The organism is Microcoleus sp. PH2017_24_DOB_U_A (assembly GCF_020738205.1).
In the GTDB taxonomy this organism is placed as follows: Bacteria; Cyanobacteriota; Cyanobacteriia; order Cyanobacteriales; family Microcoleaceae; genus Microcoleus.
The window spans coordinates 55,931-80,165 of the sequence record NZ_JAEQCT010000023.1; the positions used below are offsets into that span (position 1 = coordinate 55,931).

Sequence of the window (24,235 nt, forward strand, 5' to 3'; positions counted from 1 at the left end):
TTAAATATCGATCGCGATCCAAGGGTTTTCAACTCGGGCGATCGCTCCTCCAGGAAATGGATCGGTTTGCGATCGGTTGGGCGCTGCGATTAAGCTGCTGAGTTTTTCTACGCTGTCAAAACTGGGTGCACAGGGCAATATTTGTAGCAATACCTGTCGCATTGCTCGCCGTTGCAATGACAGGGGTGCTTCTCGCAAAATTGGGCGATTTAACTTGACGGGGAGTTGAATTTGCAACTGCGGGTTGTCTGTAGTTGGAGAGATGGCTCGCTGTAGTAATTCACTGGCTGCAATTTCGAGATATTCGACATCGGCGCGGAGGAGTTCGGCTGTTTGGGCGAGGGCTTGTTGGGTTTTTGGGTTGAAATGAGTTTCTAAATAAGGCAATAATTGCGATCGAATTCGGTTGCGCGCATATTGCAAATCTTGATTAGTGGAATCTTCCCAAATTGGTAGTTTTTGCTCTTGACAAAATTGACCTGTTTGCGATCGGGTGATTTCCAGCAACGGACGAACCAAGTAGATTTTAGATTTGGGATTTGGGATTTTTGATTGGGGAGTTTGATCTAAATTGTGCGATCGCAAATCGGCAGATATTTGGAAATTGGGATTGTCGCCAGAATCTCCCAATCTAAAATCTAAAATCGGCAATCGCAAATCGGCAAGGGGGCGCGTCCAAGTCAGGGCGGAAAGTCCGTCGGCGCCACTACCGCGAATTAGGTTGTAGAGGAGTGTTTCCGCGCGATCGCTGGCTGTGTGGCCTGTGACAATGTAGGGGTAGTTGTGGGCGATCGCAACTTCGGTTAAAGCTTGATACCGCCACTTTCTGGCCGCTGCTTCGGTTTTGGGGATGTCCGAGGCTGTTTGCAAATAATAGGATATTCCGAAATTTTTAGCTAAATTTTCTACATGATTTGCATTAGATTGGGAATCAGAACGCCAGCAGTGATCGCAATGAGCAATGGCTAGATTCCACCCCCATTTGGGCTGCAAATCCAGCAGTAATTTGAGCGTACACAGAGAATCTTGCCCGCCGGATACTGCTACTAACAATCGCTGATTTGAGGGCAAGATTTGTCGTTGCAGCAGTGTCCGGTGCAGTTGAGCGTGGAGGCGCGTCCAATTGGAAGATTCAGGCATTACAGTTGATAGTTAGCAGTTGTCAGTTGTCAGCTTGTCAGTAGTCGTAGGGTGTGTCGCCATCGATACTACCCAACAAAAGACAGAAAATCGATCGAGCGACGCACCACCGACAATATTTGACTACACAAACTCAACTAAGGATCGCGAATTAAATAACTTATAATTTTAACTACTTATTGTGGGATGGGCGTCCCGCCCGTCCAAAAAGGGCCAGCGGGCGGGACACCCCACAAACTTGTGTAAGTTATTAAATTTTCGTTCCTAAGAGCGTTGTAGCAAGGATTTTTTAATTGGTATCAGTTGTTAGTTGTCAGTTGTATGAAGGATGCAATTAGAAGCTCCTCAACTCAAAACTCTCAACTTAAAATTTAAAAATCTTCCTGCTTTCCCTCCCTGTAAGTAGCAGCTTAGCTCCACATTCCTCGACTGTGGGGGTTGCTGTCTGGATACCTAGAAATAGGAAAATCATTACTTATTTCTGTTGAGTCCGTGACATCTAATGGCTCATTTGTATCAATTTGCTCTGAGTCGGAGCTATCTTCGGCGTTGTTTTGGGCGGTGTCTGATTCTTCCGGTGCGGCGGGAAGAGCTTTTTGTTCTTTCACCTCAGGTTCGATGGGAATGAACTCCAGGCGCAATCTAACTTTTCCTTGTGTCCAGCCTTTTCCTGAACTTAACAGCTCGCAATCCATGCCATCTGACAATAATCTTTCTTCTAGCAATCTTGAATTCAGAATGGTCATATATTCGTTGACTTTGAACGTACATTGATACATCAAAGCGCTGGTAGGAGCCGACAAAACATCGTCTTCTTTGAGAAATATTTGTGAATCGTCCATATCAATTGTCATTTTAATGAAGGAAGAAGGAAGAAGGAAGAAGGAAGAAGGAAGAAGGAAGAAGGAAGAAGGAAGAAGGAAGAGGGAGTAAAATTTTACAGTCTCAGTAGTTTAGCAAAGTGGGCATTGCCTTTGTGTCAACTTAATATCAAACGTAGTAATGGTCTAAGGTACGTAGTTGGGCTTTAGCCCTCTTTATGCGTATAAAGAAAGAGGGCTAAAGCCCAACTACGTACCTATCTGTAACCTTGCCTAGCCCTTAAGAAGGGAGGACAGGAATAGATACAAAGGATTTTAGGCTTAAATTGACACACTTTGCTGGAAATAGCTGCCTACAACTGGAGATTATATTAATCCCTATTCGGTGATTTATTCTGTTTCTCTGGGACTGATTTGTGGTTCAGAAATTAGAAAAACCAACCGTAGGAATGCAAACCTTTGCCTAACAGATTGACGCCTAGATAGCAAATCCAAACTACTACAAAACCTGTGGCGGCTAAAATTGCTGGGCGTCTTCCCTGCCAGCCGCGAGTGATGCGGGCGTGCAGGTAGGCTGCAAATACTAACCAAGTAATCAGCGCCCAAGTTTCTTTCGGATCCCAACTCCAGTAAGATCCCCAAGCTTCGTTAGCCCAAACGGCACCGGCAATAATCCCAATTGTTAGTAAGGGAAATCCTAAACCGATGATGCGATAGCTAATGTTATCAAGAGTTTCTGCTAGATTCAAGCGCTGGGGCGAGAGAAGTTCTGAGGTTTGAGTTGCCGCGGTTGATGCGGTTTGAATTGTTGCTGATTCTAGGACTGCGGTGGCGCCAAAACCGTTATTGTTGGAGTTGAAAGACGGTTCGCTGAAAGCTAACGCGCTGTCGCCTACTGTTTCGAGGGTTTGAGGTTCGGGATTTTGTGGGCGTTGCAGGCGGTAGTTGCCGTTGCGGTTGCCGTTGGTGCCGAAGGAACTACCTGTGAGTTCGATTTTTTGGCCGCGGGTGACGATTAAAAATGCGATCGCCAGCAATGCTCCTACCATTAAAGTTGAGTAACTGAGCATCATGACGCTAACGTGCATCATCAGCCAGTTGGATTTGAGGGCTGGTACTAGGGGCTCTGCCGATTGCATGGTGTCGGGCAGAGTCAGGGCTGCAAAGGCGGATATTGCCATTGCTACGGGGGATGTGGCTGCTCCAACTAGGCGGGAACGGCTCATGTTTTCCGCGACTAGGTGGATGGTGGTGATTCCCCAAACTAAGAAAAATAGGGATTCGTAAAGGTTGCTGAGTGGGAAGTAGCCGGCTTCTATCCACCTAGAACCGAGTAAAGCGGCGATGGAGAGGTTGGCGACAGCCATCCCTGCGGTTCCCAAGGCCCACAGGTAGGGAATGCCGGGGAATGCTGTACCCACCCAGTAAATGAGCATTGTTGCGAACAAGATGGCAAAGGAGATGTTGTCCAGCCAGTTCTGGAGTACGACCAGATCCATATAATTTACTCCGGTAGTGTTTTTACTTATTTTTTGCTAACTAGATCGATCGTACTGGGGTTGGGCAGTTTTGGGTTTGAGATTTTGAATTTTTGTGGCAATTCTGAGTTTTTGGCGGTGGTTGAGGTAGGGGGCCCCGGCGCGGCGGGCGATCGCCCGGGCCCATCAACCCACATTCTGCACCCGCAACTAACACAAGGGAACTGATAATTTCTCCAGAGCAAGCTTGGGGCTTTCAACCAATTCTTTCTGGTAAAAATCAGCAATTAGCAGTAAGTAAGCCACCTATGACTCCACAATATTTAACAATTTCGACGCCAGCTAATATCTCAACTCACAGCAAATTAAGCAACACTTAAAATTATAAACAGAGATGAGATTACTAACCTTGTAAGATTACGATTGATAAATTTGCCGAATTTCGTCCAGGTTGTTGGCTGCGAGCATATCAGAGGCGATCGCCTGCAAAACACCCACATCAGAAATTTCCAAAATTTCCTCAAGCAGCAGCAATCCTTCATCTCCGAATTTCAGTCTTAAACCGAGTTCGATCGTCTGGATAAATGCTTGTTTAGTGCGCGCCCGTTCCTCCAATAACTGAGCATCTTTTTGAGATAACTGAGCATCTTTTTGAGATAACTGAGCATCTTTTTGAGATAACTGAGTATTTTTTTGTACCGCCAGTTCGTCGCCTGTAGGAATGGAAGCGCCACCAGCAGAGCACCAGCGCAACCAAGTACCAGTAACATTTTCAAATTCACCTTGCCACAGAGTTAGTCCCAAACCGACTTCGGGAAACCAAGCATCAGTTTTAGGCACGTAAGATTGATTGTGCAATTCAAAGATTCGCAGCGTACTGCCTCTCAACTCGCGTAGCGGATCGTACACAACATAATACGGGATTCGCATTCGAGCGTAATCTATTAATTTGCTGCCCAATTCGTTACTTGGAGTTGGAGAAACAATTTCGATCGCAATTTCGGGAGGTTTGCCAAATTCCCAAAATAAATACGATCGCACTTGTCTTTCCCACCAATCCTCAGCACCAGTAATATTGATACTCAGAAAAACATCCGGGGCGACTCCCGGCTGACGCACGCTGCTGAACAAACCGACATTTGCCGCCGCAATAAAGGGAACGGTAATCCCCGTATCGCCACCGCTATATAAAACCGTTGTCAGCAATCGCTGCTGTTTTTCGTTGATGAAGCTGTCCAAAGGAGTATCGTCTTCTAGAACTAAGTTGCTAATATCTGGCAACTGACTCGGATCGAGGGTTAATGGCTCAGACATAGGTAGTCGAGGTGAGAACTATCTGCCACAACAACTATAACAGAAGGGGCATGGGGCATGGGGCATGGGGCATGGGGCATGGGGCATCTTCGCCTTTATAAAATTGGGAATTGGGAAAAAGGAAGAAGGAAGATTTTCTTTCTTCTTCCTTTGCCAACGGACTTGATATTACTCGCAGCTAGAATAAAAAAATATTTCCCAAAACACTTGACAAACTGGCGAGCATACCCGATAGTAGTAATTCGTGACCAATGCGGAACTGGCGGAATTGGTAGACGCGCATGATTCAGGTTCATGTGGTGCAAGCCTTCCGGGTTCAAGTCCCGGGTTCCGCATTCCCAAGGCAGAAAAAAGTTTGGGGTTGACCCGATACAGGTAATAACCCCATTCGCTCTGCTGAATTAAGAAAATGCTCACAAGTATTCAAAACCCCTTAGTAAAAGAAATCCGCAAACTCCACAGCTCTAAGGGACGCAGGGAACAACAATTATTTTTACTCGAAGGTACGCATTTGCTCGAAGAAGCTTGCGCGGCCAAATACCCGTTAGCAACGGTTTGCTGCACTCCCGAATGGCTGGATCAGCATGGGAAATTGTGGGAACAAATTGTTGGTTTAGCCGATCGCACAGAATTAGTCAGTGCCAAAGTCTTAGAGTCGATCGCCACTACAGTCCAACCCGACGGCATTATCGCCACCGCACCCCGTATCGCCACACAACCCGCAGAAATCTCAACTTTAGGTATAGCTTTAGAAACCATCCAAGATCCCGGCAACTTGGGGGCGATCGTCCGCACCGCCGCTGCTGCTAATGCCGACGGCTTGCTGCTGAGTTCAGACAGCGCTGATTTAGACCATCCCAAGGTGCTGCGCGCCTCAGCAGGAGCTTGGTTTAAGCTGCCAGTAGCAGTCACTCCAGATTTAACCGCCGAAGTCTCCGGGTATAAAAATCGCGGGATGCAAATTTTAGCAACCGTTGCCGGCGCCAGTTTAACTTATTGGGAAGTTGATTTGCGAGTGCCGACTCTGATCGTTTTGGGCAACGAAGGTTCTGGATTGTCGCCAGAATTGAGAAGTTTAGCCGATCGACAAATCCAAATCCCCCTCGGCCGCGGCGTAGAATCTCTCAATGTGTCGATCGCCGGAGCCCTCATCTTGTACGAAGCTCAACGGCAAAGAAGTCATTAGTCATCAGTCATTAGTCATTAGTCATTAGTCATTATCTGTTGGGGCGGTATTGAAAAGCTGCTGGGCATTTAAAGTGTATTTTTTAATTGCGTTGTCCGAAAGCATCTCCCCCTCTCCCCCTCTCCCCCTCTCCCCCTCTCCCCCTCTTCCCTCTACCCCCCATCTCCCCATCTCCCCATCTCCCCATCTCCCCCTCTACCCCTCTGAGATTTAGCGCATTTTGTTTAACATGATGCAACTGCAAAGCTTGTTTGCGGGTACTCTCGTACCAACATTGCAGGCTTCCATGAAATAAATGTAAAGAAGTGTAGCCAACTGCTCTCACAAATGTTAAGATTCTTAACATAAGTAGCATTGTGCACCCCCAACCAAAACCTAACCTGAGAGGGTTCTGACTGGGAGTAACAGCTAGCTACCATAAAATTAAGCCTCTTTAAATGGAAGGAAAGCGCAAGTCCCCGCCCGCTTTCCTTCCCAGCTAAAGCTAGGGGTTTGCTACGCCGCAAACCTTTAGAGGCACAGATCCTCAGCGGGAAAAGCTCATGAAAACTCTTAAGTCCTCAGATACAGATTCTGTTCGCGCTTACTTGCGGGAAATCGGTCGCGTTCCGCTGTTGACCCATGAGCAAGAAATACTCTTCGGGAAACAGGTACAGCGCTCAGCCGCACTGCATCAGGAAAAAAATATTTTAGCCGAAGAGTTAGGCCGCGACCCGACGGCGGCTGAATGGGCACAGACAGTCGGGCTGTCTGAGGCACAGTTGCAGCGGACGATCGACAATGGCGAAAGGGCAAAGCGCCACATGGTGGAAGCTAACCTGCGCCTGGTTGTGTCTGTTGCAAAAAAATATATCAAGCGCAATGTAGATTTACTCGACCTAATTCAGGAAGGTACGATCGGGATGCAGCGGGGAGTAGAAAAATTTGACCCGACTAAGGGCTACAGATTTTCAACTTATGCTTATTGGTGGATTCGTCAGGCAATTACCCGGGCGATCGCCGAAAAAGGTCGCACCATCCGCTTGCCGATCCACATTACCGAAAAACTCAACAAAATTAAAAAGGCTCAGCGCCTGCTAGCTCAACAGCTCGGCCGCGCGGCTACTGCTGCTGAATTGGCGTCAGAGTTAGATTTGACTCCCAAGCAAATTCGCGAATATCTCGATCGCGCGCGCCTGCCACTTTCACTGGACTTGCGCGTGGGAGACAATCAAGATACTGAGTTGGGCGATTTGTTGGAAGATACGGGTACTACTCCAGAAGATTTTGCCCTGCAAGCTTCCCTGCGGACTGACTTAGACCACCTAATGGCGGAACTGACTCAGCAACAGCGAGAAGTCCTTGCTTTGCGGTTCGGTTTAGAAGACGGGCAAACTTTAACTTTGGCAAAAATAGGCGATCGTCTGAACATCAGTCGGGAACGGGTGCGTCAAATTGAACGGGAAGCTTTAACCAAACTCCGCAAGCGCAAGCAAGATATTAACGATTATCTCGCTAGCTAGCTAGATGGGAATGGCGATCGGGACACAGGCGATCGCCATTTTCCAATCTAAAATCGTAAAAACCGCCGCCTTTAATTCGGTTGTACCCACTTGGTTGCTGCGACTGTCCTGCTACATTAGTAATTACTTGGTAATAAATAGCAGCAGCGATCGGATAAGGGTTATTTAATTTAACCGCCCGCGTCTAAAATAACAAGCTGTCTCTGAAACGGAGGTACTCGTGAGCAACTCATCTAATAAATCCCCTGAATTCTTTGAAGAAGACGGAGAAAATGCTAATTTATTATGGCAATACGTGCAGTCAATGGCTCCCGACACTGTTTCTCAGTTGTCTAAGCCGACTTCTCACGAAGTGTTTCAAGTAATGGAGCGAAATATTGTCGGACTTTTGGGGAATTTACCTTCGGAACACTTCGGGGTGACAGTGACTACCAGTCGCGAACATTTGGGTAGATTGCTCGCCTCGGCTATGATTAGCGGCTATTTTCTCAAAAATGCCGAACAGCGAATGACTTTTGAAAAGTCCATCCAAGCTAGTGAGAGACACGGCTCGGATGATTAGTTGATTATTAACATTTAAATCGTACAAGTGTCAAGCCCCCTTCGGAAGATGGGGGCTTAAATTTTTAGATTTTAGATTTTAGATTTTAGATTTTAGATTTTGGATGGGTAGATTGCTGAATTGAAACCCAACACGAAAGTTTGCAGCCAGACTTTTATGAGACGGTATTAGTTGTCACTTGTGATTTGTTAATAAAATTGATAATATGATTAAATTATTAATTTTTAATTACAATAGATCGCACGGGTTGCCATCTAGCTGGTTGTTTCACCGTAATACTTCGTTACAGCCCACAGTTGCGGTTAAAAAAACGGTAAGTACGAAACTAGCAGTGCGTCAAAATTACCAATCACCAATTCCCAATTCCCAATTCCCAATTCCCAATTAATATGTCTCTTTCTCCTGTGGCCCACAAAGTTATCGGCGTTGCTGCGATCTGGAACGATCGCCAAGAAATTTTGATTGACAAGCGCCGACAACACGGACTGCACGGCGGTTTCTGGGAGTTTCCGGGCGGTAAAATAGAGCCGGGAGAAACGATCGAAGCTTGCATACAAAGGGAAATTATGGAGGAGTTGGGGATTGTCGTAGAAGTTGGCGATCGCTTGATTACAATTGACCACGACTACACTAAATTTACAGTTAGGCTTTACGTGCACCACTGCCGCTACATCAGCGGGGAACCGCAAACGATCGAATGCGATGAAATTCGCTGGGTGACACTCGACGAAATTGACCAGTTTACTTTTCCCAAAGCAAACGAACAGATTATCGCTGCCCTACGTTCAAATTGAACTTTAGGGAATGGGGCATAGGGCATAGGGCATAGGGCATAGGGCATAGGGCATAGGGCATAGGGCATAGGGCATAGGGCATAGGGCATAGGGCATACCTCACCACGCTTGAGAACCGCTATATCAAATTCGGTTGCTTGCGACTGACAACTGTTAACTAACAACTAACAACTAACAACTAACAACTAACAACTAACAACTAACAACTGACAGTTATTTCTGAATAGGCAGGGTAAAGTGAAAACAACTGCCTCGATCGGGTACTGAGTCTACCCAAATTTGACCGTAGTGGGCGCGGATGATGCCTTGGCACAAAGACAGCCCAATGCCGTAACCGTCTGTTGATTTATCTCGCTGCAAGCGATAGCTGTCTTCAAAAATGCTCGCACAATCTTCTTCGGGAATTCCTGGGCCGCTGTTACCAATGCTGACTTGAACTTTGTAAGCAGTGCGGTGCAGTATGGAAATACTTACAGTTCCTTCCTCTGGGGTGTACTTGCTGGCGTTGTCCAGCAGGTTGACTATGACTTGTTTGATGCGATCGGGATCGGCATAAACCAAGGGCAAATCTGCGGGAATGTCTGTTTCTAAGTTCAGACTTTTAGCCTGAAATTTGTCTTGAAATTGCAGGATTACATCTTGACAAATCGCCCTCAGTTCGATTTTTTTGGGTTCCATGTGGAGTTGAGCGTTAGTACCCCGGGCTGCTTCCAGGATATCTGTAATCATGCGATCGACAATTCGGATTTGGCGGCGGGCTTGTTTCATCAAATGAGCCGCCAGAGTCGGTGTCAAACGGGACTTTTGCCCCTCCTTTACCTTCTGATTTGACTCCAAAGTCTCCAAAGCCAAAGATGCGGCCGTTAAGGGATTTCGCAAGTCGTGAGCCAGCATCGCAATAATCCTGTCTTTCAACTGCAACTGCTCTTGCAGGTGTTCTTTTTCCTGTTTGAGCCGAAAAACTTCATCCGCAAGCTGCACGAGTTCGGTGGCGCAAGCAACCGAATAGATGGGTTTTGGGTCGGCCAGATTGGCAGCCAGAGCCGAGGTAGACTGCTGCTGAGCTGCGTATTCTTCTACAGAACGCTTCCAGCGGGGCCACCAATGTTCGAGTTGGGCGATCAAATTGCTGCCGGCGAGAGTTTGTCGGGGATCGGGATGAATTTTGAGCAGCGAGGGAGTGGCTACAAGTTTAAAGTGTTCGGCTAAATCCGGCTGTTCTCCTACGTCGATGACTTGAAGCTCAAAGTCGCACTCTGCCTTCAAAGCCTGTAGGGACTTGCGGATGTGTCTGGTCTGTTCCCTGGAAGAGGGACGCTTGTCTACGAACAGCAAAAGCTGTAAAAGCGGTGCAGGATTGGTCGGCTGTTCGGGAGAACAGTCGGTGTCGTCGTTGCCGGATGTTGGATTGACGCTGTTGACTTTTTCGATCGGGTGAAAATAATTGACCATTGCCGAGCCGAGTTATTTCACTTCTACTTTAATTTAATACTTACTTTAGATTTATGCTATTGTCCGATGATTTCATTACGGCGGGCCAATGACATTTTTGAGATGGAAGAAAAATGAGTCGCTGCGGGTAGTGGTTCAAGTGGCGGCGGCCTTTTTTGTGCTGTGCCTGCTGCTGACGCTGCACCGCTACTACAGCTTTTACGCTACATACGACCAAGGCATTTTCAATCAACTTTTTTGGAACGGCACTCGGGGTCACTTGTTTGAGAGTTCCCTGTCTTCGGCTTTGTCCACTAACGTGGTTCACCAAAATCAGCTCCCGTCTGTATCTTACTATCGGTTGGGGCAGCATTTCACCCCAGCGCTGATGCTGTGGCTGCCAATTTACTCGCTGTTCCCCTCTCCTGTTACTTTGACGGTGTTGCAGGTGACTTTAATTACGGCGGCTGGTTTAGTCCTGTACGCTCTCGCCAGACACCATCTAGAACCGCGACTGTCGGCGACAATTGTCGTGAGCTATTACGCAGCTAACGCCGTTATCGGCCCGACTTTGGGTAATTTTCATGATTCTTGCCAAACTCCGCTTTATGTTTTTGGCTTGTTGCTGGCGATGGAGAAGCGCTGGTGGCCGCTGTTTGGGATTCTCGCAACTTTAATGTTAGCCGTGCGAGAAGATGGGGGAGTTGTGTTGTTTGGGGTGGGGGCTTACATGATTTTGAGTCGGCGCTATCCTCTGACTGGCTTGGCTGTGTGCATTCTCAGTTTTGGTTACATGATTGCTTTGACAAATCTGATTATGCCTTTGTTTTCTGCTGATATTTCCGAGCGGTTTATGATGGAACGCTTCGGTCAATATGCTGATGGTGATGAAGCTTCGACTCTTGAAATTATTTGGGGAATGGTTAGCAATCCCGGGCGGTTGGTGACTGAGCTATTTACGCCCTTTTTTGGTAAGATTAGATACCTACTTGGTCAGTGGTTGCCGTTAGCTTTGGTTCCTGCCGTAGCGCCCGCATCTTGGACGATCGCAGGTTTCCCGCTGCTAAAGCTATTTTTAGCTAAAGGAGAATCTGTGCTGGCAATTAATATTCGCTATGCGATGACTGTGGTTCCGGGGCTGTTTTATGGGGCAATCCTGTGGTGGGCTGGCCGTCAAAAGGAAGAAGATAGAATTAAAAGGGGAGAACAAACAATTTTGCGTTTTCCGAATGCGGTGTTTCCTTTCCCTTCGTCTTCGCAGTTTCGCCGCTTTTGGGGGTTTTGCATCTGCTTGTCGCTATTTTTTACCTTCACGTCTAATCCTAATCGGACTTTTTCGTTTATTTTGCCCGATGCGATCGATCCTTGGGTGCAGGTTCCTCTCATCAGACAGTGGCAGCACGTGTCTCAAGTGCGCCCGCTGTTAGCTCAAATTCCTGATAATGCTAGCGTGGCTGCAACGAATACTATTGTGCCGATTTTGTCAAGCCGCCGGGAAATTCTCCGGTTTCCGATGTTTGAACTGCGGAATGATGCGGGAGAGGCAGTGAAGATGGAATATGTAATTGCCGATATGTGGCAGTTGCAGCAGTATCAACCTGCGTTTCGCCGGGAACGCGGACAGTTGCAGCAAATCGTGCCAGCGATCGATCGAATGTCCAAATCTGGAGACTACGGAATTGTTGGCTTTGAAGACGGTGCGATTTTAATGCGTCAGGGCGCTGCTTCTAATTCTGCATCGGTGGCTGCTTGGGATCGTTTTCGCCGCGAGTTGGAACCGATTTTGAAGCAATCTTGAGGGTGCGGGCGATCGCCCGAAACTGTCGGTTTAGGCCAAATATTCCAGAAACCGGGCCAGAGAGCAATTGCTGCAAACACCCGGTTTCTGCATAATTTTCCGTCCTTGTTGCTGCCAAAAGTCAGCCCTCGGGCATAGATTTGCGATCGATCAACATTTTAGGCTGTGGATCATACAATAAAGTAGTCAACAATAAACATTAAGATATATAAATTCTTAGGAGGGGAGAAAGATGAAAATTTTGGTATTGGCATGGGAGTTTCCTCCCAGAATAGTCGGCGGTATCGCCCGCCACGTATCGGAACTGTATCCAGAATTGGTGAAGCTAGGGCACTCGATTCACTTAATTACAGTAGAGTTCGGTCACGCGCCGATGTACGAAGTGGTTGAAGGAATAGAGGTGCATCGTGTAGTAGTCGGGCACGCCAAGGACTTTTTTCACTGGGTGGCGAACCTCAACCAAAGCATGGGGCACCAAGGCGGCAAACTAATGCTAGAAGAAGGCCCCTTTGATTTGATCCACGCTCACGATTGGCTGGTGGGAGATGCGGCGATCGCCCTCAAGCATACCTTTAAAGTACCGCTAATTGCCACCATCCACGCCACCGAATACGGGCGCTTCAGCGGCCTCCACAATGACGGGCAGCGCTACATTAACGCCAAGGAAAACGACCTCGCTTATAACGCTTGGCGCGTCATTGTTTGCAGCGACTATATGCGGCGGGAAGCCGAACTTGTACTATCGACTCCGTGGAACAAAATAGAGGTAATTTACAACGGAATTAGATCGGAAAAAAAGCCGCGCAGGGACGAATTTGACGCGATGGATTTCCGCCGCAAGTTTGCAGCAGACGACGAAAAAATAGTTTATTATGTAGGCAGAATTAGCTACGAAAAAGGCATTGCTGTATTTCTCAATGCAGCACCTCAAGTAATTAGGGAAATGGGGGGTAACGCAAAAATTGTTATTGTTGGTGGTGGCAATACAGACCATCTCAAAGTTATGGCTTGGAATTTAGGAATTTGGAATAAGTGTTATTTTACGGGTTTCATGTTTGAGGAACATCTCGACAAATTCCAGACGGTGGCTGACTGCGCGGTTTTCCCCAGTCTTTACGAACCTTTTGGGATTGTAGCATTAGAAAGCTTTGCTGCAAGAGTACCTGTGGTGGTGTCGAATGCGGGTGGACTTCCAGAGGTGGTGCAGCATACAAAAACTGGTGTTGTTACTGAGGCTAACAATCGCGATTCTTTGGCCTGGGGGATTTTGGAGGTACTGAGAAATCCTGGTTATGGGCGATGGTTGGTTGACAATGCTTATGAGGATTTGGAACGTCGATTTAGTTGGCCGAAGTTGGCAATGGAAACCGAATGGGTTTATCAGCGGGTAGTGGAGGAAAGGGCCGAGGTTGATTGGTAAAACAGACAGTTGACAGTTGACAGTTGACAGTTGACAGTTGACAGTTGACAGTTTGCAGTTGATAGTTGACAGCTTGCGCTGAGTTTGTCGAAGGGTTGACAGTTTACAGAAACAAATGTGGCAATTCTCAAGTTACTGAATTGGTAATTGGTAATTGGTAATTGGTAATTGGTAATTGGTAATTGGTAATTGGTAATTGGTAATTGGTAATGGGAATTGGCAATTGCTAATTGGTAATCAGAAAATTTACAGGGAATTTGCATCTTGAATATTTTTAGGGACATCGAACCCCAACCCAAACGCAGCTTGGTAACTTTATTTACCGCAGGCTTGCTATTCTGGTGTAGTTTGGCTTCGCTGCTGCCAACTTTGCCGCTGTACGTTCAATCTGTGGGCGGTAGCAAGCAGCAAATTGGTTTTGTGATGGGTGCATTTGCGATCGGGCTTTTGCTATCGAGGCCGCAGTTGGGTAAAATAGCCGACAGCCGGGGGCGCAAACAAGTTTTGCTGCTAGGCGTGTCTGTCGCTGCACTTGCCCCTATCGGCTACCTGTTAGCTCAATCTGTCCCATTACTGTTGTTTCTCCGGGCTTTTCACGGCATTAGTATCGCCGCTTTTACTACAGCTTACAGCGCTTTGGTGACAGATTTGTCGCCGCCTGGAAAGCGGGGCGAATTAATCGGTTATATGAGTTTGGCGGCCCCTATCGGTTTGGCATTTGGCCCTGCGATGGGCGGATTTATTCAAGCTGGGATTGGTTATCCTGCTTTGTTTGCGATGTCGGCGGCTTTCGCCACAACAGCTTTATTTATTACCACCAAAGTTGTGGAACCGAATTTCGCTGAGTTAACAAAGTCTGACTCGCTATCTGAGGACAAAAACAGCCAAAAATACTGGCAAATGCTGTGGAATCCCCGGGTGCGGATTCCGGCTTTGGTGCTATTGCTGGTTGGTTTGGTATTCGGAACTTTGAGCACTTTTATGCCTTTGTTTATCCAAGAAACTAAGGTTAATTTGAATCCGGGATTATTTTATTCTACGGCGGCTATCGCCAGTTTCAGTTTGCGGTTGGTGACGGGGCGGGCTTCGGACAAATACGGCCGCGGCTTGTTTATTTCTGGCGGCTTAATCTGTTACGCCGTGTCTATGTTATTGTTGTATTTTGCTAACAGCAGCGGTGCTTTTTTAATCGCGGCTTTGGTTGAAGGTACGGCTGGCGGTACTGTTATGCCAATGATGGTGACGCTGATGTCGGATAGGTGCGAACCTCAAGAAAGAGGTCGTTTGTTTTCGATTTGTATTGGTGGGTTTGATTTGGGGATTGCGCTTGCTGGCCCGACTTTGGGTTTTGTTGCTGAACAAGTTGGCTACAGGAATATGTTTGGTTTGGCGGCTGTTCTGGCTGCTTTGGCTTTGCTAATTTTTGTTACTTTGTGTAGCAAGAATTTGTCTCATTCGCTTAAATTTGCGATCGGGCGCGGCAAAGATGTTTATGCTTTGAATAGGTGACAGGATGGGGACGGGCTCTCCGGCCCATCCCACAAGAAAAAAGTTTTGTGGAATGGGCCGGAGAGCCCGTCTTAGCTATTTTTGCAATCTTGTTTATTGTCCGATATAGTTTAGATAAGATCTCAAGATAGTAAAAGCGATGTGAAAAATAGACTCTGCGATTGCTTCGTTCCTCTCTTCGTCTCGGGACGGGCTCTCCGGCCCATCCCACAAGAAAAAAGTTTTGTGGAATGGGCCGGAGAGCCCGTCTTAGCTATTTTTGGAATCTTGTCTGTTGTCGATCGCACTTGGCAACTTTAAACAACAAACGCACCCTACAAAATACTGTAAGATGCGTCGCTTTTGATAATGGGCTTGGAGGGATTCGAACCCCCGACCTCATGGTTCGTAGCCATGCACTCTATCCAACTAAGCTACAAGCCCCTGTCGAGTTCAGACTTAATCTAAAATTGATTAAGTTCTTTTCTCACAGAATCTAACAGTAACACCTTTACTAAAATAATGCAAGACCTTTCCGAAACTTTTTCTAAATTGCCCGATCGCGCGCAGCTAACTCACCTCGACAACAGCGGGGAAGCCCAAATGGTGGATGTTTCGGCGAAAGTGGCAACTGTGCGCCAAGCTGTGGCTGCGGCGCGGGTGCGGATGCTGCCGGAGACGTTTGCGGCGATCGAAGCGGGGAATGCGCCGAAAGGCGATGTATTGGGCACTGCAAGGCTGGCTGGAATTATGGCGGCCAAGCAAACGGCGAATCTGATTCCTCTGTGTCACCCTCTGCCCATTAGCAGCGTGGAAGTGCAGGTGATACCGGATGCTGGGTTGCCGGGGTATCAAATTCGGGCGACGGTGAAAATTAAGGGCGAAACTGGTGTGGAAATGGAGGCGATGACGGCGGTTTCGATCGCAGCGCTGACTCTGTACGATATGGCTAAGGGGTTGTCCAAGTCGATCGCCATTGAATCGATTCGACTGGTAAGCAAAAGCGGCGGCAAATCGGGAGACTATCAAAATTTAGAGGGATAAAGTTCCGGCCTTGGGGGGAGGCAGAATTCAAAAAGTAGCACTTATGCTTAAAATAGGCACAGAACTACTAACATCAAGTGAAAAACTATGCCTCCTCGTTGGCCCCGCAAACCCGATCGCAAAGACCCTGAGTACCGTCAATTAGACGATCGCATGAATTTTGCGATCCACGTCGGTCTTTTTTCTGCTTCCAATTCAGGTTTGTGGTTTGTTCAAAATTTGCAAAAGGCTGATTGGCCTTGGGCAGTTACAGTGACGGGTGTATGGGCTCTAGTAGTTTTGGCCCACGCGATTTTCATTTTTGCGATCGCCGATTATTCGCCTTTAACCAAAGATTCTGGTTGAAGGGAGTTGTCGGCGATTTGTTAACTGTTTTAATCCAGCACAAATAATTTGCTTTTTTAGATATGGCTAATACTACAGTTGCGATCGAATCCTTAGCCGCCCAAATCGGCGAAAATGTCTACATTGACATTGCCAAGTGGCATTTATATCTCCGTGATGCCCACCTGCATACCGTTGTTGCCCAACAACTTTACCCGATGCTGGAAGATGGCAGTTTAAATGATGACAAAGTTGCACGAGTTTTGCAAGGTATTTCAGTTAAGCTCGGTGGCGGTAAGCGGGAAGTGCCGCTGGCAGATTTGATTCCGATGCAGTGTCAAGTGCAATTGATGGATGTTCTTGAGGAATTTCAACGGGATATGTGATCTCAATTATTGATTGGGATTTAAGTGCGATCGCCCTTAATTTGACTTAAGGGCGATCGCACTTTTCATTATTTGCCTAAATCAACCAGAAATTAGCAGGGGTAATCGCATTCGCACTTACTCCAACCATCACACCTAACTGCTCCCCTGTCAAGAGGTTTTCGATCGGAGTTCCCTGAGTATTTTGAGTTATTCCCAACTGGCTAACACTCAAACCATCGGTTAGTGCGATCGAATCTCGATTGACGGTAAAATCAGCGATCGTATCAAATCCTCCATCAGCTTCTAAGACAAATAGATTGTTACCGCTACCGCAAATTAAACTATCATTTTGCAACTTCTATCTCGTAGCTGATGGCACCCTAGGCTTTTAATTACTAGGAAATTAGCAAAGTGCGATCGCACTGTCTGTGATTGAGTTCGCTTATTTACAATTATTTATATTTTTCTGATTATTGATCGCGGTGAATTTAGGGAATGGTGGGGCGGTGGCGCGATCGTAAATATTAAACAAAATGGGACTAAGTAAGTATGCGCCAATAAATCGGTGCGGTGTAACAGAATGTGTATGGGTGTCAGGGAGCAATTGCTTGACTTCACTTCACTTCGTCTCGATCGCTATTTGAATACTTGTATATTTTCATACTCATTTACTTAATTGACAGCTAAAAAAGAGTGAAGCAAGATCCTCTTTTGTCCCTCTTTTTAAGGGGGATGCAAGGCGGATCTAAATTTGAAGGAGAAGTTTAAAAATACACCTTATAGCCCCGGACACCAGAGATTTAATTGTCACATCCAGCGTAATTTTTGCAATCAAAAATGCTATGGGGAGGCTTGTCGGGAATGCCACCCAATATTTTTACATTTTTTTAAGATATGCGGTTTGCCAGAATTTGCTCGCGCAATTATAGAGGTTTGCGATCGCCTGAAATCCTTTTAAAACAAGGCATTGACTTGTCTCGACTGAATATCTTTACGGCACTACACTGAAACCGCTCTGATAACATTTCTTAAAACAAAGCAACACATAAGTTCAGATCGTATCAAGAGCAGATATCGCGAAATAACCAGCCGTAAATACATTCAAGACAGTCGAATTCAAGCATGGACTCGATCGAGAGCAACAATAATTAAAAAATCTGTTTTACTTGACAACGTAAAACAATCAGGTTAGAACAATGCAAGTGACAAATATAGGACTTACGCAAGAAAACGCATATCTGTCATTCTTTGCTGTGCATCGCAATCTCAACTCTATGTTTTTTGTGGTTCATGCGTAAGTCTTGAGACCTAAAAGTTTGTTTGCTAAAGTATTGGCAAACTCTAAAACTTTTATATCTCTTTTTTTTGCAAACAAAGACAGCTTACAATCACAAAAAGATCACAGGTGCAAGCTACAATAACAAATTTTGTACAAAACTACCGCAAACTATGAACACAACAACAAGCGTGATTCAGAAATCGGAAAGCTTCGGGTACAAGCTTGCCAATTATTTCGTCAAAAACTATCAATGTCTGATTCAAAACCCTCGACTGTTTTTGATGCGTAAATTTGCTCGTTTCGAGATTGTACGCGACTGGGCAACGATGTTATTGAAGCGTCCAGCTAAATCTCATGTTATCAGTCAAGAAAATGCTTCAGTTCTGGGAAAGTTGGATGTAGATGCGATCGCTGCTACGATCGAAACCGATAGTTGTTATCAAAATCTTCAGCTACCCGAAGATACAGTTCAAGAACTTTTGAAATTTGCCAGTTCTACAGTTGGCTACATTAACAGAGATGCCAACCGTCCCTACCACTACAAAGGAACAGAAAAAGTAGGTGCGGACTTACCCAAAAATGCCCGCGTTTGCAGCTATATGAGTAACGGAAACCAGTCTTCAACCCTGAAAGAACTGGAAAAAGACCCCGGCATACTGGCTATTGCAGCTAAATTTCTGGGTGCCGAACCAGTACACATGGGCAGCGAAATATCGTGGAGTTTCCCAGTTCCAGCAGAAAACCACATCCAGCAACGCAAGGCAGCCCAAGTATTTCACTACGATTTAGACGACTATCGGTTCATTAAGTTTTTTTTCTACCTTACCGATGTCGATATGTTCAGCGGGCCGCACACTTATGTTTCTGGAACTCACAAAGGCAAAAAGTTGATGCACCAGCTTATAAGTACGCGCTGTGCAGACATCGATGACGAAAAGATTGTTGAATATTACGGCGCTGAAAATGTGGTGAATGTCTGTGGCAAAGCTGGTTTTGGGTTTGTAGAAAATCCCCTTTGCTTTCACAGAGGAACGCAGCCAACTGAGAAACCGCGCTTGATGCTGCAAATAGAGTATACCATTAACGACTACGGCAACATTCACGAGGCTTTGGGTTGCTAGCAAGTCAACCTCGTCAATCAGGAAGTCTTGTCTGTCTGTCGAGACTTTTTAGATTATTCTCTGGGGCAGTGGGACGCTCCTAAAACATGATTCAGATGCCAACAGAAACTATATTATCTACCAAAACGGCCGCGAATGCGATCGACAAACATCTCAACTTCCGGCAACTTCATCTGATGCACAAAAATGGCAAAAACTCCCAACCCTGCCAAACTCGCCACACTCAACTGCACTAATTGAATTACCAAACCTTCAGTACCCAAAACTCTTTGACAGCCTTGCAGAGTAGCCAAGGACACGAAAGCAGTTAGAGAACTACCACAAGCTAACCCCAAAAAAGGCAAACTCCACTCCCCCCAAGGCAAGCCACCCAGCTTTTTATCTAATAAGTACAAAAACATAATCATCGAAACTAGATTCACTCCCACCGTCGCCAAAACTAATCCGGGCGCGCCGAAAGCTCCTACTAACAAATAATCCAGCAGCCCATTTAAAAAGATATTGATAATACTGACACGAAAAGGGGTTTCCCCGTCTCCCAAGGCATAAAATACCCGTACCAAAACGTCGCGGCCCAAATACACAAACATTCCAATACCGTAAGCCATCAATATCGGTATGACAAACTGCGAGGCTGACAGATTAAAAGCACCGCGTTCGTAAACAATGCGGACGATGGGTGTAGCCAGTGTCACCATTAAAGCGCTTAAGGGCATCATTGTCAGCGCAGTCAAAATTAAAGCTTGACGAATTTTATCTTTTAATTCCGGCCAGTCTTTGGGTTCGGCAAGGCGAGAAAATATTGGCAAAAATGGTACTAAAATTACATTAGAAATAATGCCTAAAGGAGTCATTACCAACAAGCCGCTGTAGCCCATGGCAGATGCAGCTTGAGGGATGTAGGATGCGAAAAACAAGTCAGTATAAACGTTAATTTGCAGCATTCCCGAGGATAAGGTAGCAGGAACCATCACCTTAACTACTTCTTGCACTCCGGGGCGTTTAAAATTAAACCGCAAACGCAATTTTCCCAATCCCGCGCGCCACTGCGCCGCCAGTTGCACTAACCACTGCAAAACTGCTCCTGCTAAAGTTCCCCAAGCTAATACTAAGCCACCGATTAGTGCGTATTGTGGCTGAGTAATTTTTTCTCCGAGTTGTAGCGCGAGAATTCCTAAACCGCCGACAAGTGCAACGCTGGAAAATAAAGGGCTGATCGAAGGAAGCCAGTACATATCGGCGGCGTTGAGTGTGCCGAAACCAATGCCGATTAAGCCTGAAAGCAATGCCATCGGCGCCATAATCCGAAATTGTTGGACGGCTATTGCTTTGATTTCTAAACCTTCTGCTGTTCTATTTAACCCGGGTGCTACTAAATCGATCGCCTGATCTGCAAAAATAATTAAAGCGATTGTTACCAACAGCAATATGCCGCCAACTAATGTGGTGATTGTCTCGACTAAGGGTGCAGCTTCTTTTTTGTCGCGGCGGGCTAAAACGCTGACGATCGCGCTGTGAAACGGCCCGTTAATGCCTCCGAGCAAAATAAATAGGAAACCGGGGATGACGTAGGCGTAGTTGTAGGCATCGACGGCGACACCGACTCCAAAGGCTGCTGCGATCGCAATTTGGCGCACCAATCCGAAGACTTTGCTAATCAGAGTGGCGACTGCGACAATACCGGCAATCCCTGCTAGGGAACGAGAGGGCTTCTGGGTTTCAGACACAAATGGTTACAAACGCTAGTGCTAAAAGGCTTTGCTAAGTTTAATAGCAAATCTGGACGATCGTAACATGAATTGTAATTGGTCAACTACCCTCCCTCCCCTGAAACTGCCTCAAGCGAGACAGTTTCAGATTGTGAATTTTAAGCAAAAAGCTTCTTCTTCAATAAAATCAAGGACAGAATGAGGGTTTTAGCGATCGAAACTGAAAAATGAAATAATTGTGTTCAAACTTTGCAATACTTGCCTACAAAGGGTTTCAGAGATTTTATTTTTGTCCGTAGGGGGGGTGAGCAATTACGAAAAAACTTAGTTAATCAACATAATAAATGCACCCTAAAAAAAACGACAGTTAAGGGTACATAAACGCCAGAACTATCAATTGGCTTTGCCTACTTGTAGGTCTTAAGATCTACAAAGCCTCATAGAACTCATTTGAGATCTATTGCTATAACTGCAAGCCTTGCGATCTATGAATTTTGGCTGTTTTGCTAGAGTTGGTTACGCAGCTATCGTCAACAGTTTATTGAGTTATACCAAACGGCTTACTTGCAAGCCTTATCGGTCAAGAAAAGATGTCAAATGAGTTCTATATGGTGAAGGTATTAGTCGCAGCGCTTCCTGAACTCTCTCAAAGTAGCAGTCCTACAATCTAGATGGCAACTGCGTTTGAGGTGCGCTTACCCTGACCTAGTATCATGTATTATATGTGGATATACTGCATTGGGTAGATCCACTAAAAAATCAAAGCTTGTGCGATCGAGTGACGGTGAAAAAATAGTTAAAGCTGAGATGTTACGCCATTGTCAGCAATAGGCATCTTGCCTGTTCATAAATAAGTAAAAAACAGTTTGTTGGTAATTAATTGATAAATTAGATATTTGGATTTTTTTAACCGCAGAGGCCACAGAGAGCGCAGAGGAAGAGAAGAGAGATGAGTAATTGTGATAGCGACTCACATCTAGAGGATATTCAAGCTGCGATCGCGCCGAATGAAGCTGGACACGATCGGGAGCTGAACAGTGATAGGATCAAATCGCTACATCCGCTCTTCCTCTGCGCCCTCTGCGCCCTCTGCGGTTAAAAAAATCCAAAACAACCATAAATCTTATAAAATGTTCCCATTAAATAAAGAATCAGCACTCCCAGATGAAGATTTGATGTAGATTTGGCCGATCGCACCCATCACAGGTGACAACTAATATAGTGATTTTGCTATGGTTGTTAAGGCTGGTCGATCGGGAAGAGCAGATTTCACAGTAAAATGTACAGTTCGCTAACCCTTCCGCGCAGGTGAGGTTCGATTTTAACAACTAATTAGCTCACCTCAAAAACCAACATCGTTTACTAAAGGCTTCAACAAGCAATCCCGAAGGAGTAAAAAATCATGGTTCAAACTCAAGAACTTTCTCAAACATTAACTCTGCTCGCATCTGCTGCACCCAACGGAATTTCCGCTACAGAATCACGCCCGTGGGGTTCTTTTACAACACTTGAAGAAGGCCCGGGATACAAAATTAAGCGGATCGAAGTCAAGCCGGGACACCGCCTCAGCCTGCAAATGCACCACCACCGCAGCGAACACTGGATCGTAGTTTCCGGTACTGCAAAAGTTACTTGTGGCGAAACCGAAGAAGTTCTATTTACAAATCAGTCTACCTATGTTCCACAGTGTATTTCTCACCGTCTGGAAAATCCGGGAGTGATTCCCCTGGTTTTAATTGAAGTGCAGAATGGTGAATATCTCGGAGAAGATGATATTGTGCGCTTTCAAGACGATTATGCGCGGACAGAATCTAAGGCTAAATAACCTATAAACTGGTTATTTGTTATTTGTTATTTGTTATTTGTTATTCGCACCAATCAGTAACCAGTAACCAATAACCAGTAACCAATAACCAGTAACCAGTAACCAAATAAAATTAATGATTCATCTAAGCAAAACAGCAGCGACAGAAGTAAAGCGCCTCAAGTCAAAGTATCCGAACCCGAATGCTTTGTTTCGTCTGGGCGTGGAATCGAGCGGCTGTTCCGGTTTGTCTTATACAATGGCATTTGACGATGCACCCGTCCCAGAAGACACTCTCTGCGAGTCCGAGGGAGTTCAAGTTGCGATCGACCCCCAGCACTTAAAATATCTCAACGAGCTCACCTTAGATTATTCAGAAGACTTGATGGGCGGAGGTTTCCGATTCCACAATCCCAATGCAGCCCAAAGCTGTAGCTGCGGCAACTCCTTTTCTGTTAAAGAATAATCAACTGTTCTGGGTAATGGAGATATTTTGACGGTATCAGAACTTTTTCCTGGTTGGGAATTGCCAATTTGTGAACTGTGACCGCCAATTTTTACAGAAGCTGAAACTGAAGGATAATCTCGCATTTTAATATAAGTAGTTTGAACGAACCGCGAAGACGCAAAGGACGCGAAGGAAGAGAGGAGAAGAGAAAAGAAAGATTTAACAATGGCAAATAAATCAGAAAAACCCCAAGATTGGTATAGCGAATATATCGCCACCTACAGTTACGAACAGCGAAAAAATTGGTACAGCCAAATCGCAGGTTTCTACCACAAAACTAGACCGCGCTATCCTCAACAACTAATTAATCGCGTTGTTGAATTAGCCGAACTCCCCTCAAATGCCAACATTCTTGAAATCGGATGTGGCCCCGGAATAGCCACTGTTCCGTTTGCGGAATTAGGTTTTGCAATGCTTTGTCTCGAACCCAGTCAGCCAGCTTGTCAGCTAGCACAACAAAACTGTGCAACTTATCCATCTGTAGAGATTAAAAATCAAACTTTGGAAGAGTGGGAATTAGAAGCTGATAAATTCAATGCTGTACTGGCGGCGACTTCTTTTCATTGGGTGTCACCGGAGATTCGCTATCAAAAAACGGCCGCCGCATTAAAAGATAAAGGTTCATTGATTTTGCTCTGGAATGCCGGAGTTTTGCCAGAAGATGAAGTTTACCGAGTTTTGGATGAAGTTTATCAAAATCAAGCTCCGTCTCTAGCAGTATATCATGCCAAAGAAAGAGCCAATCAAGCAGAAAGTATCAAAGAACTCGGACAAAATATCATCGACTCAGGCCTGTACGAGGATTTAATTTACGAACAGTTAGTATGTGAAATTACCTACAGCATTGAGGATTATCTGAATCTTTTGCAGACTTACTCAGAGTACATCGCGCTAGACGATGGCACGAAAAATTCTTTGTTGGCAAGTTTGCGGGAAGCGTTAGCAAAAAACTGCGAAAATATCATCAAAGCTTCCTATATTTCAGCATTTCATATTGCCAAAAAACTTTAGCACTTTTTCTCTTCTCTTTCTTCGTGTCCTTCGCGTCTTCGCGGTTCGTTAAAAAAACCTTATTTACCAATCTGAGGTGGAATTGGTAACAAAAAGGTTCGTAGTGAGGACTTTAGTCCTCGGAAAGAAGGAC

The 24,235-nt window shown here is 45.8% G+C and carries 24 protein-coding genes and 2 tRNA genes; 17 read left to right on the plus strand and 9 right to left on the minus strand.

What is annotated here, in order from left to right:
- From tilS to JGK07_RS04645, 4 genes are all read right to left on the minus strand, one after another.
- A complete protein-coding gene (tilS, locus tag JGK07_RS04630; RefSeq protein WP_293196420.1) occupies positions 1–1,140 on the minus strand; it encodes a tRNA lysidine(34) synthetase TilS in 1,140 nt (379 codons plus the stop codon).
- A 410-nt stretch (positions 1,141–1,550) separates the two neighbouring features.
- On the minus strand, positions 1,551–1,982 hold the full coding sequence (locus JGK07_RS04635) for a KGK domain-containing protein (RefSeq protein WP_293180692.1): 432 nt from the start codon (positions 1,980–1,982) through the stop codon (positions 1,551–1,553).
- 407 nt (positions 1,983–2,389) lie between these two features.
- Positions 2,390–3,460 (minus strand): c-type cytochrome biogenesis protein CcsB, encoded by a 1,071-nt coding sequence (ccsB, locus tag JGK07_RS04640; protein ID WP_293180695.1) that lies wholly within the window; start codon positions 3,458–3,460, stop codon positions 2,390–2,392.
- Positions 3,461–3,856: 396 nt separating this feature from the next.
- Positions 3,857–4,753 carry a Uma2 family endonuclease gene (locus JGK07_RS04645; protein ID WP_293180698.1) on the minus strand — a complete coding sequence of 299 codons (897 nt, stop codon included), beginning with the start codon at positions 4,751–4,753 and terminating at the stop codon, positions 3,857–3,859.
- A gap of 253 nt (positions 4,754–5,006) precedes the next feature.
- On the opposite strand from JGK07_RS04645, the gene JGK07_RS04650 reads away from it, so the two are divergent.
- From JGK07_RS04650 to mutT, 6 genes are all read left to right on the plus strand, one after another.
- Positions 5,007–5,088, plus strand: a tRNA-Leu gene (locus JGK07_RS04650).
- A 74-nt stretch (positions 5,089–5,162) separates the two neighbouring features.
- Positions 5,163–5,939, plus strand: coding sequence for an RNA methyltransferase (locus JGK07_RS04655; protein ID WP_293180701.1), 777 nt, complete (start codon positions 5,163–5,165; stop codon positions 5,937–5,939).
- A gap of 542 nt (positions 5,940–6,481) precedes the next feature.
- Positions 6,482–7,441, plus strand: a complete 960-nt coding sequence (locus tag JGK07_RS04660; protein WP_293180704.1) for an RNA polymerase sigma factor, RpoD/SigA family — start codon at positions 6,482–6,484, stop codon at positions 7,439–7,441.
- Between the two features lie 220 nt (positions 7,442–7,661).
- Positions 7,662–8,003 (plus strand): DUF760 domain-containing protein, encoded by a 342-nt coding sequence (locus JGK07_RS04665; protein WP_172187001.1) that lies wholly within the window; start codon positions 7,662–7,664, stop codon positions 8,001–8,003.
- A 205-nt stretch (positions 8,004–8,208) separates the two neighbouring features.
- The gene (locus JGK07_RS04670; RefSeq protein ID WP_293180707.1) at positions 8,209–8,391 is read left to right on the plus strand and encodes a hypothetical protein; all 183 of its coding nucleotides are present in this window, start codon (positions 8,209–8,211) and stop codon (positions 8,389–8,391) included.
- 1 nt (position 8,392) lies between these two features.
- Positions 8,393–8,797: an 8-oxo-dGTP diphosphatase MutT gene (gene mutT / locus JGK07_RS04675; protein WP_293180710.1), complete on the plus strand. Its 405-nt coding sequence runs from the start codon at positions 8,393–8,395 to the stop codon at positions 8,795–8,797.
- Between the two features lie 213 nt (positions 8,798–9,010).
- Here the strand turns inward: mutT and JGK07_RS04680 are convergent, their stop codons facing one another.
- Positions 9,011–10,249 carry a histidine kinase gene (locus JGK07_RS04680; RefSeq protein WP_293180713.1) on the minus strand — a complete coding sequence of 413 codons (1,239 nt, stop codon included), beginning with the start codon at positions 10,247–10,249 and terminating at the stop codon, positions 9,011–9,013.
- Between the two features lie 88 nt (positions 10,250–10,337).
- On the opposite strand from JGK07_RS04680, the gene JGK07_RS04685 reads away from it, so the two are divergent.
- A complete protein-coding gene (locus JGK07_RS04685; RefSeq protein ID WP_293180716.1) occupies positions 10,338–12,026 on the plus strand; it encodes a DUF2079 domain-containing protein in 1,689 nt (562 codons plus the stop codon).
- Positions 12,027–12,258: 232 nt separating this feature from the next.
- A complete protein-coding gene (locus JGK07_RS04690) occupies positions 12,259–13,446 on the plus strand; it encodes a glycosyltransferase family 4 protein (protein WP_293180719.1) in 1,188 nt (395 codons plus the stop codon).
- Here JGK07_RS04690 and JGK07_RS04695 read toward each other — a convergent pair.
- The gene (locus JGK07_RS04695; RefSeq protein ID WP_293290755.1) at positions 13,407–13,709 is read right to left on the minus strand and encodes a hypothetical protein; all 303 of its coding nucleotides are present in this window, start codon (positions 13,707–13,709) and stop codon (positions 13,407–13,409) included. The genes JGK07_RS04690 and JGK07_RS04695 overlap by 40 nt on opposite strands.
- A 1-nt stretch (position 13,710) precedes the next feature.
- On the opposite strand from JGK07_RS04695, the gene JGK07_RS04700 reads away from it, so the two are divergent.
- Positions 13,711–14,955 (plus strand): MFS transporter, encoded by a 1,245-nt coding sequence (locus JGK07_RS04700; RefSeq protein WP_293190156.1) that lies wholly within the window; start codon positions 13,711–13,713, stop codon positions 14,953–14,955.
- Between the two features lie 349 nt (positions 14,956–15,304).
- On the opposite strand, the gene JGK07_RS04705 is transcribed toward JGK07_RS04700, so the two are convergent.
- Positions 15,305–15,378, minus strand: a tRNA-Arg gene (locus tag JGK07_RS04705).
- Positions 15,379–15,456: 78 nt separating this feature from the next.
- Between JGK07_RS04705 and moaC the strand changes: the two genes are divergently transcribed.
- The 3 genes from moaC to JGK07_RS04720 all read left to right on the plus strand — a co-directional run bounded on the left by moaC (position 15,457) and on the right by JGK07_RS04720 (position 16,688).
- The gene (moaC, locus tag JGK07_RS04710) at positions 15,457–15,978 is read left to right on the plus strand and encodes a cyclic pyranopterin monophosphate synthase MoaC (protein ID WP_293180725.1); all 522 of its coding nucleotides are present in this window, start codon (positions 15,457–15,459) and stop codon (positions 15,976–15,978) included.
- 87 nt (positions 15,979–16,065) lie between these two features.
- The gene (locus JGK07_RS04715) at positions 16,066–16,323 is read left to right on the plus strand and encodes a 2TM domain-containing protein (protein WP_293157023.1); all 258 of its coding nucleotides are present in this window, start codon (positions 16,066–16,068) and stop codon (positions 16,321–16,323) included.
- Between the two features lie 62 nt (positions 16,324–16,385).
- Positions 16,386–16,688, plus strand: coding sequence for a DUF3181 family protein (locus JGK07_RS04720; protein ID WP_293180728.1), 303 nt, complete (start codon positions 16,386–16,388; stop codon positions 16,686–16,688).
- A gap of 76 nt (positions 16,689–16,764) precedes the next feature.
- Here JGK07_RS04720 and JGK07_RS04725 read toward each other — a convergent pair whose 3' ends face one another.
- On the minus strand, positions 16,765–17,025 hold the full coding sequence (locus JGK07_RS04725; protein ID WP_293180731.1) for a hypothetical protein: 261 nt from the start codon (positions 17,023–17,025) through the stop codon (positions 16,765–16,767).
- 1,094 nt (positions 17,026–18,119) lie between these two features.
- Here JGK07_RS04725 and JGK07_RS04730 point away from each other — a divergent pair.
- A complete protein-coding gene (locus tag JGK07_RS04730; RefSeq protein ID WP_293180734.1) occupies positions 18,120–19,070 on the plus strand; it encodes a phytanoyl-CoA dioxygenase family protein in 951 nt (316 codons plus the stop codon).
- Positions 19,071–19,183: 113 nt separating this feature from the next.
- Here JGK07_RS04730 and murJ read toward each other — a convergent pair whose 3' ends face one another.
- Complete coding sequence (gene murJ, locus JGK07_RS04735; protein WP_293180737.1) at positions 19,184–20,797, minus strand: murein biosynthesis integral membrane protein MurJ; 1,614 nt, start codon at positions 20,795–20,797, stop codon at positions 19,184–19,186.
- A 931-nt stretch (positions 20,798–21,728) separates the two neighbouring features.
- On the opposite strand from murJ, the gene JGK07_RS04740 reads away from it, so the two are divergent.
- The 4 genes from JGK07_RS04740 (at position 21,729) to JGK07_RS04755 (ending at position 24,102) form a co-directional block, all read left to right on the plus strand.
- Positions 21,729–21,878, plus strand: a complete 150-nt coding sequence (locus JGK07_RS04740) for a hypothetical protein (RefSeq protein WP_293180740.1) — start codon at positions 21,729–21,731, stop codon at positions 21,876–21,878.
- Between the two features lie 303 nt (positions 21,879–22,181).
- Complete coding sequence (locus JGK07_RS04745; RefSeq protein WP_293180743.1) at positions 22,182–22,604, plus strand: phosphomannose isomerase type II C-terminal cupin domain; 423 nt, start codon at positions 22,182–22,184, stop codon at positions 22,602–22,604.
- 115 nt (positions 22,605–22,719) lie between these two features.
- Complete coding sequence (locus JGK07_RS04750; RefSeq protein WP_293241444.1) at positions 22,720–23,049, plus strand: iron-sulfur cluster assembly accessory protein; 330 nt, start codon at positions 22,720–22,722, stop codon at positions 23,047–23,049.
- Positions 23,050–23,256: 207 nt separating this feature from the next.
- Complete coding sequence (locus JGK07_RS04755) at positions 23,257–24,102, plus strand: class I SAM-dependent methyltransferase (RefSeq protein ID WP_293180749.1); 846 nt, start codon at positions 23,257–23,259, stop codon at positions 24,100–24,102.
- Positions 24,103–24,235 lie beyond the last annotated feature (133 nt).